Source organism: Arthrobacter sp. 9V, from assembly GCF_902506065.1.
GTDB lineage: Bacteria > Actinomycetota > Actinomycetes > Actinomycetales > Micrococcaceae > Arthrobacter.
This window is the reverse complement of the sequence record NZ_LR732912.1, coordinates 884,760-900,797: the sequence shown is the minus strand read 5'-3', so window position 1 is coordinate 900,797 and position 16,038 is coordinate 884,760. Positions and strand designations below refer to the sequence as shown.

The following is a 16,038-nucleotide window of genomic DNA, read 5'->3' as shown; positions in this document are numbered from 1 at the left end:
TGGATTGATCAACGAAGTGAAATACGACGACGGCGGTCGGTGCCGCCGCGGAGGTCCCGGTTGAGCCTCCGGTCACCGTGGTAAAGGATGGATTCCCAATCCACCTCTTCGGGGGTTTTGGGAACAACCAACGACTCCGGCTTGGCCTTGGGTTTTGGTGCGACGTAGAGCCAGTTGACCGCTCCAAGGACAACGTCCACCACTGAATTCCACAAGCCGATGTACGCCTGGATGCACCACATGGCCAACACAGCATTCAGTGAAGCGAAGGCCACGTTACCCCAGTTGCCCTGCTGGGCGTCCCGCCAGACAGTCAGCGCGGAGAACGCAACAATGGCGTAGGGAATCAGGACATAGATGGCCGGTGCGGCCGTCCGGTCCTTGACCTTGGGGGTTCGGACAAAGGGAATCTTGTCCCCGGTAAGACCCTGCTGAAGTGACTTCAAAACGCCGGCCAGATTGACCGGCAACAGGATGAGGTTGAAGCCATAAATGCGGAAAATATCGCTGAAGCGGTGGCCGCAATCGCGAAGATCCGAGCCCATGCACAGAAAGTACGGCAGGGCAGCTATGAAGACCGCAGGGCTAAGGAGCCTGCTGTCATACGGGTAGGCAAGCAGGAATAGAAGCCCGAAGCTGGCCCAGGTAATGGACGCCATGTAGTTCACGCGCAGGAGAACCTCACGGATGAGTATTCGCTGCCGTTGTAGTCGCCGCTGAGAGAGTTGGTTCCATAGTTTGGGAAGAATCAACAGACCACCGTTGGCCCAGCGCCGCCGCTGCACCACCAGCGAACCAAAATCAGGTGGTGTGGCGCTATAACTCAGACGCTCCGGATAATTCACCAAGGTCCACCCGTACGTGCCCAGGTCAATACTGGATTCAGTGTCCTCAATGACGGTGCGGTCCTGGATATATGTGCGAATTTCGAACCCGCCAACCGTCTCCACTTCAACAATGTCCTCAATGGCACATTTGCGGATGATCGCGTTGGCTCCCACCCAGAACGTGGCTCCATAAAATGTCATGCCCTGGTGAAGAATGTGCTGAATGTCAGTTGTGGCCCCGGCAATCCTTTCAATGCGCGTAGGGGCGCCTAGGAAGGAGGAATAGGGTGTTTGCGTCACGGCAACACGCTCGTTGCCTGCGGATTCCAGGAAGTACACCAAGCGCAAACAGTAGTCCCGCAGCAGCAGCGAATCAGCGTCCAAGGTCAGCAAATAGGTGCTGTCCGGAACCACAAAATCGTCGTCACTGGGGACCGAAGATGGACGAAGCACAACGCTCCCGGCGGTCTCCTCCCGCCGCCACCGCTTGCCCATCAGCGAAATGTAGGCGTTAAGGTTCATGGCCTTGTTGGCCTCGTGGGACAAGCTGGCGTAGCGCTTACGCTCAAATGTCTCAGTGCGGACGTTAAAGATCCATGTGAGCCTCAAATAGAGCTGTTCCATCCGCTCCGGGCCGGGGGCAGCATTTTGAGCCTGGGCAGCTTCCAACGCCAACAAAACCAAGCGAAGTTCACGCGCCAAACCCATAATGACCAGGTCCACGAAGAATTCGTCCACATGGTCTTCCACGGTTTCGGCCTCAGCCATCGCCTCCAACCACTCAACTGCTGCTACATACTCGGCGATCAGCAGTCCGAGCTCATCAGTTGTGTCCGCTTTGTCCGCGCCCGGGTTCTCCTTTTGTAGGGGATATCCGTGCCTCTCACGGAAAGTTTCCAGAGCCTTGTTGGCGCGCGCTGCCGGAGCGGACAGGGCATCTGCGATCTGTCCCGCCAGCGCCCTGGTCTGTTCAAGGCGATGAATCTTCTCCGGCTCGGTGGGGTTTGGCGGATCGTCCAGCAGCAGCACCACCCGCAAATCGGGAAATTCCTGAAGAGCCGCCGACCATAGCGTTCCCCTGACCACTTGCGGTTCTTCGGCGTAAGACGGCACCAGTACCGTCACCGCCTCTTTGTAATTGGCGAAGTGGGCATCAAGTTCGCCGCGCGGCACCCTGCGGTGTTCCTTGAACCGGTAGAGAGCCCCTTGCCGCGCCATAAGGTACATCAGGGCAGAGAACGTCAGGAACGTGACAACAATGAGGTAGGAAATCGACTCGAACCCGAATCGGAATCCGGAGTTCGGATTGTCAACAAACTGCCGAATGATGGTGGAGACCACGTAATAAAGCCAGGCTCCCACAGTGACAAGTATTGCCAGCCGGCCAAGAACGATCTTTCGGGAGGAAGGCGTTGGGTGAACAATGGCCAACGGCTCGGACCGCCGCTCCGATCCCCACTGCCGCTTTCGCCCTGCATTTTCCGGACGGTCCGCAGGAAGCTCTTTTGGATCCCGCTCGACATCGGATAAATTAACCAACTGGTCCGTCATTATTCCCCATCAGACTGTGATCCGCGCCTTCCGGCCCGATAGCCGGTTGAGCGTCCGCCTCCGTAGCAAAAGCGTCGCCGATTGCCCTTATAGTAATCGATAACAGGAGCTTAGGTTTGCCGCGTGGTCTGCGGAAATTGTTGAAACAATTCTTGGCCTGATCCAACGGCCACGCTCCTGCTTGCTGGAAATGCAGGTCTCAATGTTGGGGGATTAATGTCCAAACACTTTCCTGGGCGAAAGCTGTCCTGGATTCGGCTCTCCGTGCTGCTGGCCGTCATAGCGGTAGTTGTAGGGGCCGGCGTCGTTTCCTGGCGTAACTACACCGATACCCGTGCCGCGGCAGCATCACCGTCGCATTTCATGGGGTACGTGGATGTGACGGCAACACCCCGATACGCTTTCGAACAGCCCTCTGGAGACAACACTAAATCCGTGGTGTTGTCCTTTATTGTGGCCGACGCCAAGGACGGGTGCACCCCCTCGTGGGGATCCTTCTACAGCCTGGACTCAGCTGCCTCGGACCTTGACCTGGACCGGCGCATCGCCCGCCTCAGGCAGACCGGTGGCGACGTGGCGGTCTCCTTCGGCGGGCTGTCCAATCAGGAACTCGCCACCGCATGCACCGACGATGATCGGCTCAAGCAGGCCTACTCTTCTGTGATCGACCGTTACGACCTCAACACCATTGACCTGGATATCGAGGGCACTGCGCTAGCGGATACGGCCTCTCTTGCGCGGCAGAGCAAAGCCATCACTGCAGTGCAGAAAGCACGGCAGTCCGAGGGCAAGAGCCTGTCCGTCTGGCTGACGTTACCCGTGGCTCCGGCGGGGCTGACCCCGGACGGAAGGGCCGCCGTCGGGCAGATGCTTTCAGCCGGAGTGGAACTGGCCGGTGTGAACATCATGACCATGGACTTCGGCGAAAGCCGTGTGGCCGGGCAGTCCATGCTGCAGGCCTCCATGGCGGCAGCCGAGGCAACCCACGCCCAACTGGGCGATGCTTATTCGGCAGCGCAACAAAATCTTGGTGCACAGACCCTGTGGCGCAAGATCGGCCTGACCCCCATGATCGGTCAAAACGACATTGTGGCTGATGTGTTCACCATGTCCGACGCTCAAGGTTTGCACGACTTCGCACAAAGCAAGGGCGTGGGCCGGATGTCCATGTGGTCCTTGAACCGGGATGCTGAATGCGGGCCCAACTACCCCACGCTGACCGTGGTGTCAGATGCCTGCAGTGGTGTGCCGCAGGGCGCTTCGCGTTTCTCCGACGTCCTGGGCGAGGACATTGACTCCACCGCCACGGCCTCCCCCAGCCCGGCGCTGCCAACAGGCACAACCACTGCCACAGCGGTAGTGGACGACCCCGCCACCAGCCCCTACCCGATCTGGTCACCGGTGGCCACGTACGCGCAGTCGGACCGGATCGTGTGGCAAGGCAACGTCTACGAAGCCAAGTGGTGGACCAAAGACGACGTTCCCAACGACCCCGTCCCGGACCGTGCCGCTGCCCCCTGGAAACTGATCGGGCCCGTCCTTCCCGGCGACCGGCCCAAGCCTGAAGTCACTGTCCCCGCAGGAACCTACCCGGCGTGGTCAGCTACAACTGTCTACCGCAAGGGAGACCGCGTGATGCTGGACCAGCACGTTTTTGAGGCTAAATGGTGGGTCCAAACGCAGAGTCCGGAAGCCGCGCTGCAGGGCTCTACTGAGTCGGCGTGGATGAGACTGAGCAACGAGGAACTGACTAAAGTGCTTGCCGGTCAAACGGGAAAGTAGGAGTGATACAGCATGCGGAAGTCCCTGACTGCGGCTGCATCTCTTGCAGCAGCCACCCTGATTCTGAGCGGATGCGCACAAACACACGACGACGCCAAAGCCAGTGATCTCGGGACTACGTTCGCCTACTCACTGGCAGGTCACGACGGTAAGTTTTGTGACCACTTGGACAGTTCCAGCGAACAGAGCGTGGATGAATGCAAGAAGAGCGAAGCGGAAATGGCCGCCAAGCAGGAAGCTGACCCGCAGCCAATAATGTGGGTTCCCAAGATCTACCAACTGATCCCGGGGAAAGAAAAAGTGCTCGGGATAGTGGTGGAATTCAACCGGGCAGGAAACCAGGAGTTTGTTGTCCTTGAAGCCATACGGCGCGGAGGCGAGTACAAGATCCTGCGCTGGGCCTATCCGGATGTGGCCGACTACAAGACAGACGGTGCCATAACAAACACCTTTGGCTGGTGAACAGCTGTATTCTCTATCTGAGCCACGTCTTGATGGCCTTTTCTGGTTTGGAACTACGCCCTGCAGGTGCTGAACCGTGGACGTTCCTGGGGGAACAATGATTCAGTCCCGATCCTCGCGATTCCCTGCCCGCATCACTTCAGTGAAGGGTGGAGTCGCGGCCCTTGCCGCCGCACTGCTGCTGTCCGCGTGCACCATGATTCCCCTTCCGGGAAAACCCGCTGCCACCACGTCGCCTTCAAGCCCGGCTCCAGTTTCTCGAAATACAGGAACCGCGACGGCGGCTTGGGAAGTACCGCTAGAACCCATCGGTCAACCAGTAGTTGCCGACGGCGTTGCCTTGGTTTACGCGACCACGCCCACCGGCGTAAATGCCCATGCCTTCTCTGTTGCTGATGGCAAACAGCTCTGGACACAGCCCGTTCATCCTGGACTGGAGGCGCCTGCTGTTTCTTTGGAACCTGTTGTGACCAGAACCGCTGGCGGAAGGAGCGCCGCCATCTTCCTCCAAACCACGGCCCCTCCACCCAATAACAGCGGCCTCGAGTGGTGGACTGCCCCTGTCGCCCTGGACCTGGGCACCGGCAAGGAGCTTTACCGCGGCAGGGCAGAACTGATCAGCACCCGCCCCTTTGCCTGCGAGGGACTCCAAGACATGTGCTTCATCTCCTTTGATCAAGCTTCGCGAACAGTGGAACACTGGGTGGACCTGGAATCCGGGGATGACATATCCGGTCCTGAAATCAACCCGCTCACCGGCACTTTCCGGCCGGTGGGCAAAGGGCTGTACTCGGTGGTGGCAGGCGGAAGCGAAACCCTGGCCCATTTTTCCCATGGTGAGGTTACATGGGAGAAAGACATCGAAACCCTCTTTGGCAAGGGCGCCAGTACCGACTTGGGGTGGCATTTCATCTACTCCGAAAAGCTGGATCTTTATGTCGGTTCCGTTGGCGTCAACACCACCGGTTTCGCACCCGATAAATACGCGGAACAAACCTTCTCACTGAACCTGCGCGAGACTACAAGAACGGTTGGCTTCCGGGCTTCCAGCGGCAGGGTTCTGTGGACTTCCGAGGGATCGCAACTCGAATGCGCCAAGACCATGGGCACAGCTGCTTCCAAGCTGGAGGGCGGGGAAGCACTACCTGTAAGGTGCGAGTACGTAGATGGCTTCGTGGAATTTCCAGCAGAAACCTACAGGGGCGCCCACTCAAAGGTGGTGGGCTACGACCCCCTCACCGGAGCTTCAGTCTGGGAATCCAAACCGGTGGAACTACACAGCTGGGGCGTCAGTGGCCTCATACCCACAGCGAGCCATGGTGACTTTGTCATCACGGGCCACTACGCTGACTCATCTCTGCTGGACACCCGCACCGGAACACCCCGGGGAGCAAGCTTCGAAGACGGCTTTGTGTGTTGGGAAGAAACCTTTTACACGGTGCCTCCCAACGGGCCACGCAAAGATCAACCCGGCGGCAACATCGCTGCCGGCTCGCACATAGCCTTTCCGTGCCTGAAGAGCGGCAGCCCGGCTCCTGCGCTGACCTACGGCGCTCTGACCGATGTGAGCACAACGGAGAACGACCTTGCCGTCATCTCTTTCAAGGGAAAAGTGGCCGGGTACAAACTCCTCAAGGGCTTCGTCTAAGTCAGTGCCTCACAAATCCTGCCCTTGTCCGTCCCACTCAGCGCACTACTGCGAGGGGGACGAACAAGGGCGGGATCCGGCGCCGGGATCCGGCGCGGAAGGGGGAGCTACCCCTTGAAAACGGGCGCCCGCTTCTCCTGGAAGGCACGGAAACCCTCGGCATAGTCATCGGTCTTGCACAGCCGCGCCTGCTCAGAGTTTTCCTCGGCCATGGACGCCCATAAGCCCAGGCGCTGGTCGCGAATGTGGGCCACGAGTTCCTTCGACGCGTTGAAAGCACCGGTGGCGCCAGTAGCAACGCGCCCCACGATCTCCCGCGTCACAGGAAGCAGGGAATCCGTGGGCATCGCCCGGCTGAACATTCCCTGCTCCACAGCTTCAGCCCCGGAAATGAGGTCAGCGGTGTAGATCAAGTCCAGCGTGCGGTGCATTCCGAGGCGTTCCGTGAAGTACCAGTGCCCGCCCGAGTCCAACGTGGCCCCAAGCTTCGCAAACGGGGACCCGAACTTGGCGTTGTCCGCCACGTACACAACATCCGTGGCCAGCAACAGTCCCAGCCCCACACCCAGGCAAGCGCCGTGCGCGGCGGCAAACGTGGGTGCCGGGAACGCAGCCATCTTCCTCAGCAACGGCTCCACGAGTCCACCGAGGTACGCCTGGGCATCATCGGTTTCCGGTGTCACCCCTGAAATGTCGCGGCCGGCGCAGAAGGCCCGGCCTTCTCCGCGAAGCAGCAGCGCCCGCACCTCACTGCGTGAGGCGGCGGCAGCAGCGTCGTCGTACGCTTTGTCCAGTTGGGCAAGCGCGTCCTCGTTGAGCGAGTTCAGCTTGTCCGGGTAGTTGAGGACGATTTCGGCAATGCCGTTGGCAATGGAGAGCTCGATCATTGGGGGCTCCTTTAGACGTCGAAGTCGACGGTAACTTCTTCGCTGGTGGGGTGGGACTGGCAGGTGAGGACGTAGCCCTTATCAAGCTCGTCCTGCTCAAGGGCGTAGTTCTCATCCATGGTCACCGTACCGGTGATCAGCTTGGCGCGGCAGGTGCCGCAGACGCCACCGGCGCACGCGAACGGAACGTCCGGTCGGACCCGCAGCGCTGCGTTGAGGATGGATTCGCGGGCGTGGGTTGGACTGGCGACATCACCGGTCAGCCCGTCCAGGGTGAAGGTGATCTTGTACGTGTCCTGCGACTCGTCCTCCACAACCGGGCGGCCTGCATTGCCCTCGGGACGATCCGGACGGCCCGTAGTGAACAGCTCGAAGCGCACATGCTCGGGCTCCACGCCGCGGGCAGCGAGGGTGTCGCGGCACAACTGGACCAGCTCAAACGGCCCGCACAGGAACCACTCGTCCACGTCCTCGGCACGGATGGCACTGCTGAGCAAAGCCTGGAGTTTCTCGGAATCAATACGCCCGGTCATCAGCGGCGCGATTCGCTGCTCCCGTGACAACACATGGTGCAACGCCAGGCGGGACGGGTACTTGTCCTTCAGATCCGCCAGCTCTTCAAGGAACATGACGTCCATGGCGGCTTTATTGGCGTAAACAAGATCAAACGTGGTTTCCGGATTGGCCGCCAGCAGCGTCCGCGCAATTGCTATAACCGGCGTGATACCCGAGCCGGCGGCAATCGCGACGAAGTTGCCCGGCTCCCCCGCCAGCTCCTCCGGGTGGTTCATGGAGTTCATGACGTTGTGCTGCACGGCGGCGCCATCCTTGCCGTGCCGCGAGATGAAAGCACCCTGCGGGCTCATGACATCCAGGACGTCCCCGGCCTTGAGTTCGGCATTTGCCCATGTGGAGAACAGGCCGCCAAGGTCCTTTTTGATAGCCACGCGGATCTCGCTGCTGCCGTCCTCGAAGCTGCGCGGCTCTGCACAAATCGAGTAACTGCGGCGGACCTCGTGCGGCTCGCCCTGCTCATCCGGCAACGTGGTTCGCAGTGCCACATACTGGCCGGGCAGGTAGTCGTACTGCCCGGCCAGTTCGGCCGGAACACCAAACGTGACCTCAATGGCATCGTCCGTTAGGCGCCGGACTTCCGAGACGGTCAGGTTGTGGAAAGACGCACGACGGCGGCTGGCCGTCTGGGTTTCGGTGGTCATGGAATTCCTTAGAGGACTTTGAAGTAGTCGAACGGTTCCTTGCAGTCCTGGCAGACGAACAACGCCTTGCAGGACGTGGAACCAAAACGGGTGAGTTCCTTGGTGTTCAACGACGAACACTGCGGGCATTTCACAGCCAGGCTCAGGCGAACAGGACCGGAGTGCCCACCCGCGGCAGCCATGCCACTGGGCGGGGCAATCCCGTACTCCTCCAACTTGGCTTTGCCGGACTCGGTCATCCAGTCAGTGGTCCACGCCGGGGACAGCACCAGGTTGATGTGCACACTCGCGTAGCCCTCCTTTTCGAAGGCCGTCCGAAGATCGTCACCAATGGCATCCATCGCCGGGCAGCCCGAGTACGTGGGCGTGATGGTGACCTCGACGGCGGTACTTGCAGGGCCGCCGTCGTTCCGGCCATCCGCGGTGGCCGCCTCAGGCGACTCAGCAACCCGCACGCCGCGCAGGATGCCCAGGTCCTCAATGGTGAGGACAGGGATTTCCGGATCGCAGACCGTGGACGCGATGTCCCAGGCCCGCTGCTCAGCGGTGTGTTGCTGCGTTGGTGAAAGGGCAGTCATGCTGGTCACCAGCTCGCGCCGGGGTGCTCGCGGGCCAGAACCTGCATTTCAGCCAGGATGTAGCCCAGGAACTCGGAATGTTTGCCGCGCCGTCCGCCGCCCAATGCCTGCGGGACACCAGGGATTTCCAGCTCGGCCTCAGCCATGATGCTGCCGGTGAGCCGATCGAATTCAGCACGGAGGCTGGAAGGCTGAACAGTGACGCCGGCCTCGGCCAAACGGGTGGTAAGTTCGTCGTCCTCAAAGAGTTCGTCCACATACGGCCACACGAGCTTGAAGCCCTGGATGATGCGTGCGCGGGACTCGTCCGTGCCCCCGGCAAGCCGAAGCACCCACTGCGCGCTGTGGTCGCGGTGGTAATCCACTTCTTTCACGGCCTTGGCGGAGATGGCTGCGATGGTGGCGTCGGTGGACTCCATGAGCTTGGTGTAGAGCTCGTACTGGTAGAAACTCACAATGAACTGCCGGGCAATGGTGACTGCAAAGTCCCCGTTAGGCTGCTCAAAGAGGTGAGCGGAACGGAACTCGTGCTCCCGGCGGAAGTAAGCGAGCTCATCCTCGGACTTGCCCCAGGCTGCGCCGGCGTAGGTCAGGTACGAGCGCGCATGGCCCAGCTGGTCCAAGGCGATATTGCCCAGGGCAATGTCTTCCTCGAGTTCAGGTGCACGGGAAATCCAGTGGCCAAGGCGCTGAGCGAGGATCAGGCCGTCGTCGCCGATGCGCAGGGCGAACTCTGCCGCATCTTCGGTGGGCTTGACCTGCCCACGGCTGATTTCGAGGGCGATGTCCTCCGGACGCAGAGCGTTGCCCGGCGTAATGCGGGTAGCGCTGGCCGAACCATCGCCGGAAGCGCCCGCTCCGTGGACGCCTACGGAGATATCGCCGTGGCCTTCGATTGCGAAGTCAGTGTCTTTAGTACTCACATCTTTAGTAGTCACAGGTGCTTCACGCCTTCGCTCTTGGTGTAATACGTTGCGTGGCGGTAATCCTTGCCCTGCGGGGACTCGAAGAAGGAACCCTTGGAGTCGGGATCGCTGGAGGAGATCGCCTCGGCCGGGACAACCCAGATGGAGACCCCTTCATTGCGGCGCGTATACAAATCGCGGGCGTTCCGGAGGGCCATGGCCGCATCCGGTGCGTGCAAGGAACCGGCGTGGACGTGGGACAGACCGCGGCTGGAGCGGACAAAGACCTCCCACAGGGACCAAGGAGACTCTTCATGAGCGCCACTCGGGGTGACGGCCGGGGCTGAGGCGGGTGTCGTCGTCGTGCTTTCAGCGTTGGTGGCCGCAACCTTGGGGGCCTCGCGGTTGATTTCGCTGGCGGCGCTGGCCGGTGCTTCCGGGTTACCGTGAGGAGCCATTATGCTGCGTTCACTTTCTGTGCTTGCTTGCGGGCGTAGGCTACAGCGGCTTCGCGAACCCAGGCACCGTTTTCGTGTGCCTCGCGGCGGCGCTCGACGCGCTGCGAGTTGCAGGGGCCGCGGCCTGCCAGGACTTCCTTGAACTCGTTCCAGTCCAAGGGTCCGTGCTCCCACTTCTTGGTTTCTTCGTTGAAACGGATGTCCTTGTCAGGCAGGGTCAGGCCCAGGACCCGGACCTGCTCCACCATCATGCCCACGAACCGGCTGCGCAGCTCGTCGTTGCTGAAGCGCTTGATGTTCCAGGCCATGGACTGCTTGGAGTTGGGGGAATCATCATCCGGGGGGCCGAACATCATCAGCGACGGCGCGTACCAGCGGTTCACAGCGTCCTGGGCCATCTGCTTCTGCGCAGGCGTGCCGTTGGCGAGTTCAAGCAGGATCTCGAAACCCTGGCGCTGGTGGAACGACTCTTCCTTGCAGATGCGCACCATTGCGCGACCATAAGGACCGTACGAGGCACGGCACAGGGGCACCTGGTTGCAGATGGCGGCGCCATCAACCAACCATCCGATGGCTCCCATGTCTGCCCAGGAGATGGTGGGGTAGTTGAAGATGGACGAGTACCGGGCCTTGCCGGCGATCAGGTCTTCCATCATCTGGTCCCGGGACTGGCCCAGGGTCTCAGCGGCGGAGTACAGGTACAGGCCGTGACCGGCCTCGTCCTGGACCTTGGCCATAAGAATTGACTTGCGCTTCAGGCTCGGAGCCCTGGTGATCCAGTTGGCTTCCGGCTGCATGCCAATGATTTCCGAGTGTGCGTGCTGCGAGATCTGGCGCAGCAAAGTCTTGCGGTAAGCCGCAGGCATCCAGTCACGAGGTTCAATGCGTGAGTCCTCCGAAATGATGCGATCAAAGTACGCCTGTCCGGCTGCCTCCCGCTCCTGCTCTTCCGGGGACAGCTCAGCGGGCACTGACTGCAGATTCTGCGATGCCATGGTTGCTCCTAATAAATTACCGACCGTTCGTTCAGAATATGCGGAGCGGGTGATTTCAGTCAAGCGTTCGCCCGTTGGGGCCGCAGATGGTTGGACCTGTTTACGTGGCTCCGCGTTGTTGACAAGATCCTCGCTTCCGGGCGTGTTAACTTGGGGTGGGACCTCGGTTGTCCCCCATCACCGCCAGAAAAGAGCCTTACGTGGAATCGCCCCAGCCCTTCAGGATTCTCACCGTCTGCACAGGGAACATCTGCCGCTCCCCCGTGGCCGAACGGTTGCTGCAGACCGGGCTGAACCAAGTAAGCCCCGGATCCTTTGAGGTTCGCAGCGCAGGAACACGGGCCATGGTGGGTGATCCCATCCAGCCGCTCTCGGCACAAATCATCAGCACGTTCCGAGGCAGCCCGGACGATTTCGCAGCCAGGCAACTGACCCCAAAGATACTCAAGGAAACCGACCTGGTGCTTGCCATGACGTCCAAGCACCGCGGCGAAGTCCTCCAACTGGATGCGTCCCTGTTGAAGCGCACCTTCACCGTCCGGGAATTCGCCCGGATGCTAGGTGTTCTCGAGAGCCGCGGCGATAGCCCCGCCACCGGTGACATCACCGAGTTCTGGCGCGCACTCCCCACCCGCGCAGCCTCCGTCCGCCACCTCGCATTGCCCTCCGACCCTGCAGACAACGATGTGGTAGACCCCTACCGACGATCGGAAGAGGTCTACCACCAGATGGAGGATGAGCTGGCCCCGGCCATCCTAGGCATCCTCCGTTTTGCGCGCCTCACGGCGCCGGCCCAGGTTTCCTAGTTCTTAGTTGAGCGCAATCACCAGCATCTGGCTGGTGCCGGGGATGCAAGTCTGCAGGACCACTGCGGGGAATCCGCCGAAGACTGCTGCAACGTCATTGGTGCTCCCCGGGTTGGGTACCTGGCCCCTGCCCGTAGCCGTGAAGGTTCCGTAGCCCGGGATTGAAACCGTCTCACCCACGCTGATCCCGGAGAACCGTGCCCAGCCTCCGCAGAAATCATGCTCGGTGATAAACGTGGCGTAGGCGTTGGTTGGCGTGTAATGAATAGGCCCGATGCAGGCATCCACCATGGATTGCCCACCGGCTCCTGCCACGTAGATGGTCCTGACGGCCGGAGCAGGCGCGGGAGCCGGAGCAGGAGCGGGTGCCGCAATAACGGGAGCAACCGCGGCTTGGGCTTGCGGAGCCGGCGCTGGTGGAGCTGCCGGTGCCGGCGCTGGAGCTGCCACCGCAATGGGCGGTCCTGTGAGCTTCAAAACCTGCCCCGGAACAATCACCGAGTACGCGCTAAGGCCATTGGCAGCCAACATGGCCGAGACATCCACGCCGAAGCGCGAAGCTATGGAACCAACGGTGTCCCCGGAGGCCACCGTGTAGAGGTTGGGGTCACCAGCCGGCGCTGCAGGGGCAACCTCCACAACTGCTGGAGCCGGCGCTGCAGCCTCCGGTGCTGGGGCTGCAGGTGCAGTATCCGGCGCTGGGGCTGCAGGCACTTCAGCTGACGGCGCCACTGCTGCCGGCGCGGCTGCTTCCGCATCCTGGACCGGCAAGGCCGCCGGCGCTTGGGCACTGTCGCCCTTCGAAAATGGTGCTTGTTCCTGCGAAACAGACTGATCAACGTCACCGGCTGGTTGCGTCGCCCAGTTAACCACCCCGAACAGCAGAGGGATAAGAGCCAATATTGCCAGCACCGCGCCGGCAATCAACAGCTTGAATTTAGTGGACTGTGGCGGCCGAACATTGCTACCGCTCTTGGTTGATAGGGAAGTTTGAAGATCTACGTCATTCATATTCATGGGAAACCCCGACTCCATGGCTCTGGACCGCGCACCACAGGCTTCTTGGCCTGACGGAGAAAGCGCAGCTACGTATTGGGAGGAGCACCACCACAATGTGCGGGGGTGCAGTCCACCGCTGAGCCGGAGGAACGGAAGTGCAATAACCCTACGAATTTCAATAGTAGGAATGGGCTCTTCCCGCCGCACGAGTAGGAACTACTCGACTTTCCAACGGATGGCTTGAACGGTTACTTGGGCATTACGCAGTTTCCGCGAAATGGACTACTTGCTCCCGGCGTCCCGGCCGCTCATGCGGACTGGAAAAGCAGGGCCCCGGGCATGGATCAAACGGATCAGCGAACGGCTCGCCGAGGCTCCGCCACAGTACGTTGGGCCAAGCCCTCGCTGCTGCTGCCGACACCAAGGAATCCATGACCCTCCCCACCCATGCCCAAAAACCGTCCGCGAAATCGGGTTCCCGCCGTCAAAAGAACGGCAAGAAGACCGCCCGGAATGTGCTTCTTGGTTTCGCGGCCGCGGTGATTGTGGTTGGCCTCATTGCCGGCGCTTATGTTTTCAACCTGGCACAAACGTTCAACTCAGGCTCCACCAAAATTGAGAATGCCTTTCCGGAAGAATCCACCCGGCCACAAAAAGCCGAGGGAAACACCGCAATGAACATTCTGGTGATGGGCAGCGATAGTCGCGGCGCGGACGTGGATGTGGAGACCAATGCCTCAACTAACCAGCGTGCGGACACGCTGATGCTGGTGCACCTTCCCGCCGACAGGAAAAAGGCTTACGCAATATCCCTCATGCGGGATTTGTGGATAGACATTCCTGGAAAGGGAGAATCAAAGATCAACGCCGCCCTGGCCTACGGTGGTGTTCCCCTGATGGTTCAGACCGTGGAGTCACTTTTCGACCAGCGCATCGACCACGTGGCCATGATCGACTTTGAAGGGTTCAAGGGTCTCACTGATGCCCTGGGCGGCGTGGAAGTTGACGTCAAGATTCCGTTTGCGCCGAGTTCAGGGCCGATGGCCGGACAGCAATATGAAGCAGGCAAGCAAACCCTTGACGGCGATGAAGCCCTCGCCTTTGTCCGCGAGCGCTATGCGTTCAGCGATGGCGACTACCAGCGCGTTCGAAACCAACAGGCGTACCTCAAATCCATGATCGGCAAGATCATTGCGCGTGAAACCCTCGCCAATCCGGTAACCATCAGCAACATGGTCTCGGCGGTGTCCCCGTTCGTGAGCGTGGACAAGGACTTTGACGCTGCAGCGATCGGTAACCTTTCCCTGTCCATGAAGGACGTCCGGGCGCAGGACACTGTGATGTTTACGCTCCCCACCCTTGGCACGGGAACCTCAGCGGACGGTCAGTCGATCGTCTTGGCTGACACCACTGCCATCACCGACATCGCAGCCGCACTCTCCAAGGATCAAGTGGGCGTGTACGTTACCGCGCACGCCCTCGACAAAGGACAGTAAGCATCAGCCGCTGGTGAGCGTGTGGCCATTTCCCCACTTGTTGAACGGGAAGAGGAAGCCGTCAACACGGCCAATGATGTCTCCCCTGCCGGCTGTCCTGACGCAATTGGCGGGTGCGCCCACGTTCCGGCAGGCAATGACGGAATCCTGGGAGTTGGATCGGTGATCACCTAAGAGCAAGTACTGATCCTCGCCCAGGAGGACGCGGCCGAAGCAACGCGGCGACCTTGCCGGCGTCGAGCAATCTATTGTGCCGCTGATGTAGGCCAGGTCCTGGAAAATATAGGGTTCCGTAACTGCCGCGCCATTGACCAGGACCTGGCCGTTGACGGTGCAGCATTCCACAGTATCTCCGGGCAGGCCCACTACACGTTTGACCAGGTATTCGGTGTTGGCGGGTCCGATTCCGGTCAGCTCGCCAAACCAACCGATTCCTGTGCGAAAAGCCCCTCGTTCGGGCGGCGGACCCCATCCGGCCGGCTTCCTGAAGACCACGACGTCGCCGCGTTGGGGCGCTGAACTCATGTAGGCCATGCGGTTGACCACCACCCGGTCGCCAACGTTGAGTGTTTGCTCCATGGACCCCGATGGCACTGAGTACACCTTCACCAGGAACCCTTGAACCAGGGAGACCACCATCAAGGCGAGCAGGACATGAATCCATGGGGAGCGAAGCAGCCGACGGCGTTTGGCAGCTTTGGCCGTCTCACTTCTTTCACTCACTTTGGGCCGACGTCAGGAGGGATGCAGACTTCTTGGCTATGACCAGGCCCGCCAAGGCTCCCAGGGTGTTGGCCACCACGTCCGAGAGCGCAGTCACCCGGCCAGGAATCAGCAGTTGAACAACTTCGATGGTCCCTGAAGATGCAGCGGCGAGAAGGGCAAGCGGCCACCCATTCCACAGGCTCGGTTTCAGCAGGCGAACCAGCGCCCCGAAGGGGACAAACAAGACGATGTTTGCGATGAATTCCACCGCAATGCCTGCCGCGTCCTGGGGAAGGCCGAGTACGGAAAGCCAGCCGGCAATTACCCCCACAAAGCCTGTCACTGTGCTGGCTTCACGCGCGGGCAGGAAAACAACGAAGGCGAGCGCAACCATGTACGCAATGAACAGCGCCTTGAGCCACCTCGTGGCGTACTGCCGAGCAAGCACCTCTGGCCTTTCTTGGCGCTTCGCGCCGTCTGACGCTCCGGGCGCCGAGCAGTGAACTACATCAACTATAGGAGGGAGGAAGCCCTGGCCCTGGTGGATCAACACATATGGGCTATGGCTGCCCCCGGGCCATTCATCCCGCCCCGATACTGGTGGACGCACTGTGACGTGGCCCCGTCTCTTGTGTGTGATTTGCCCCTCAACTAGTGATTTTCGGCGTATGCTCTCCTCAGCGCAGGCTAGACGCGTTGTTCGCTTTTGGTGGGGCCACTTT

Annotated in this window: 15 protein-coding genes; 5 read left to right on the top strand and 10 right to left on the bottom strand. The window is 60.6% G+C overall.

Translation table 11 applies throughout. The features are described 5' to 3' along the window. Positions 1-8: 8 nt before the first annotated feature. Entirely contained in the window at positions 9-2,378 is a 2,370-nt protein-coding gene (locus BACI9J_RS04225; protein ID WP_236558391.1) for a glycosyltransferase family 2 protein, read from the bottom strand. A 216-nt stretch (positions 2,379-2,594) separates the two neighbouring features. Here BACI9J_RS04225 and BACI9J_RS04220 point away from each other — a divergent pair, with 216 nt between their 5' ends. The 3 genes from BACI9J_RS04220 (at position 2,595) to BACI9J_RS04210 (ending at position 6,270) form a co-directional block, all read left to right on the top strand. Further along, entirely contained in the window at positions 2,595-4,160 is a 1,566-nt protein-coding gene (locus tag BACI9J_RS04220; RefSeq protein WP_159733312.1) for a chitinase, read from the top strand. Between the two features lie 12 nt (positions 4,161-4,172). After that, positions 4,173-4,622 (top strand): hypothetical protein, encoded by a 450-nt coding sequence (locus tag BACI9J_RS04215; protein ID WP_159733311.1) that lies wholly within the window; start codon positions 4,173-4,175, stop codon positions 4,620-4,622. A gap of 97 nt (positions 4,623-4,719) precedes the next feature. Beyond that, positions 4,720-6,270, top strand: a complete 1,551-nt coding sequence (locus tag BACI9J_RS04210; protein ID WP_159733310.1) for an outer membrane protein assembly factor BamB family protein — start codon at positions 4,720-4,722, stop codon at positions 6,268-6,270. Positions 6,271-6,377: 107 nt separating this feature from the next. Here the strand turns inward: BACI9J_RS04210 and BACI9J_RS04205 are convergent, their stop codons facing one another. Genes BACI9J_RS04205 through paaA form a run of 6 tightly spaced genes read right to left on the bottom strand, consistent with a single transcriptional unit; the run spans position 6,378 to position 11,310 of the window. Then, positions 6,378-7,157: an enoyl-CoA hydratase/isomerase family protein gene (locus tag BACI9J_RS04205; protein ID WP_159733309.1), complete on the bottom strand. Its 780-nt coding sequence runs from the start codon at positions 7,155-7,157 to the stop codon at positions 6,378-6,380. Positions 7,158-7,168: 11 nt separating this feature from the next. Further along, complete coding sequence (paaE, locus tag BACI9J_RS04200) at positions 7,169-8,374, bottom strand: 1,2-phenylacetyl-CoA epoxidase subunit PaaE (protein ID WP_159733308.1); 1,206 nt, start codon at positions 8,372-8,374, stop codon at positions 7,169-7,171. A gap of 8 nt (positions 8,375-8,382) precedes the next feature. After that, positions 8,383-8,952 carry a 1,2-phenylacetyl-CoA epoxidase subunit PaaD gene (paaD, locus tag BACI9J_RS04195; RefSeq protein WP_201296502.1) on the bottom strand — a complete coding sequence of 190 codons (570 nt, stop codon included), beginning with the start codon at positions 8,950-8,952 and terminating at the stop codon, positions 8,383-8,385. Positions 8,953-8,957: 5 nt separating this feature from the next. After that, complete coding sequence (gene paaC, locus BACI9J_RS04190; protein WP_159733306.1) at positions 8,958-9,875, bottom strand: 1,2-phenylacetyl-CoA epoxidase subunit PaaC; 918 nt, start codon at positions 9,873-9,875, stop codon at positions 8,958-8,960. Positions 9,876-9,886: 11 nt separating this feature from the next. Further along, entirely contained in the window at positions 9,887-10,315 is a 429-nt protein-coding gene (gene paaB, locus BACI9J_RS04185; RefSeq protein WP_159733305.1) for a 1,2-phenylacetyl-CoA epoxidase subunit PaaB, read from the bottom strand. Next, positions 10,315-11,310: a 1,2-phenylacetyl-CoA epoxidase subunit PaaA gene (paaA, locus tag BACI9J_RS04180; RefSeq protein ID WP_159733304.1), complete on the bottom strand. Its 996-nt coding sequence runs from the start codon at positions 11,308-11,310 to the stop codon at positions 10,315-10,317. Before paaA ends, paaB begins: the two co-directional genes overlap by 1 nt. A 200-nt stretch (positions 11,311-11,510) precedes the next feature. On the opposite strand from paaA, the gene BACI9J_RS04175 reads away from it, so the two are divergent. Next, the gene (locus BACI9J_RS04175; RefSeq protein WP_159733303.1) at positions 11,511-12,116 is read left to right on the top strand and encodes an arsenate reductase/protein-tyrosine-phosphatase family protein; all 606 of its coding nucleotides are present in this window, start codon (positions 11,511-11,513) and stop codon (positions 12,114-12,116) included. A gap of 3 nt (positions 12,117-12,119) precedes the next feature. On the opposite strand, the gene BACI9J_RS04170 is transcribed toward BACI9J_RS04175, so the two are convergent. After that, positions 12,120-13,133, bottom strand: coding sequence for a LysM peptidoglycan-binding domain-containing protein (locus tag BACI9J_RS04170; protein ID WP_159733302.1), 1,014 nt, complete (start codon positions 13,131-13,133; stop codon positions 12,120-12,122). Positions 13,134-13,546: 413 nt separating this feature from the next. Here BACI9J_RS04170 and BACI9J_RS04165 point away from each other — a divergent pair, with 413 nt between their 5' ends. Further along, positions 13,547-14,611, top strand: a complete 1,065-nt coding sequence (locus BACI9J_RS04165; protein ID WP_159733301.1) for an LCP family protein — start codon at positions 13,547-13,549, stop codon at positions 14,609-14,611. 3 nt (positions 14,612-14,614) lie between these two features. On the opposite strand, the gene lepB is transcribed toward BACI9J_RS04165, so the two are convergent. Further along, the gene (gene lepB / locus BACI9J_RS04160; RefSeq protein ID WP_159733300.1) at positions 14,615-15,334 is read right to left on the bottom strand and encodes a signal peptidase I; all 720 of its coding nucleotides are present in this window, start codon (positions 15,332-15,334) and stop codon (positions 14,615-14,617) included. Next, positions 15,327-15,764 (bottom strand): VanZ family protein, encoded by a 438-nt coding sequence (locus BACI9J_RS04155; protein ID WP_159733299.1) that lies wholly within the window; start codon positions 15,762-15,764, stop codon positions 15,327-15,329. The genes lepB and BACI9J_RS04155 overlap by 8 nt, the downstream gene beginning before the upstream one ends. Positions 15,765-16,038 lie beyond the last annotated feature (274 nt).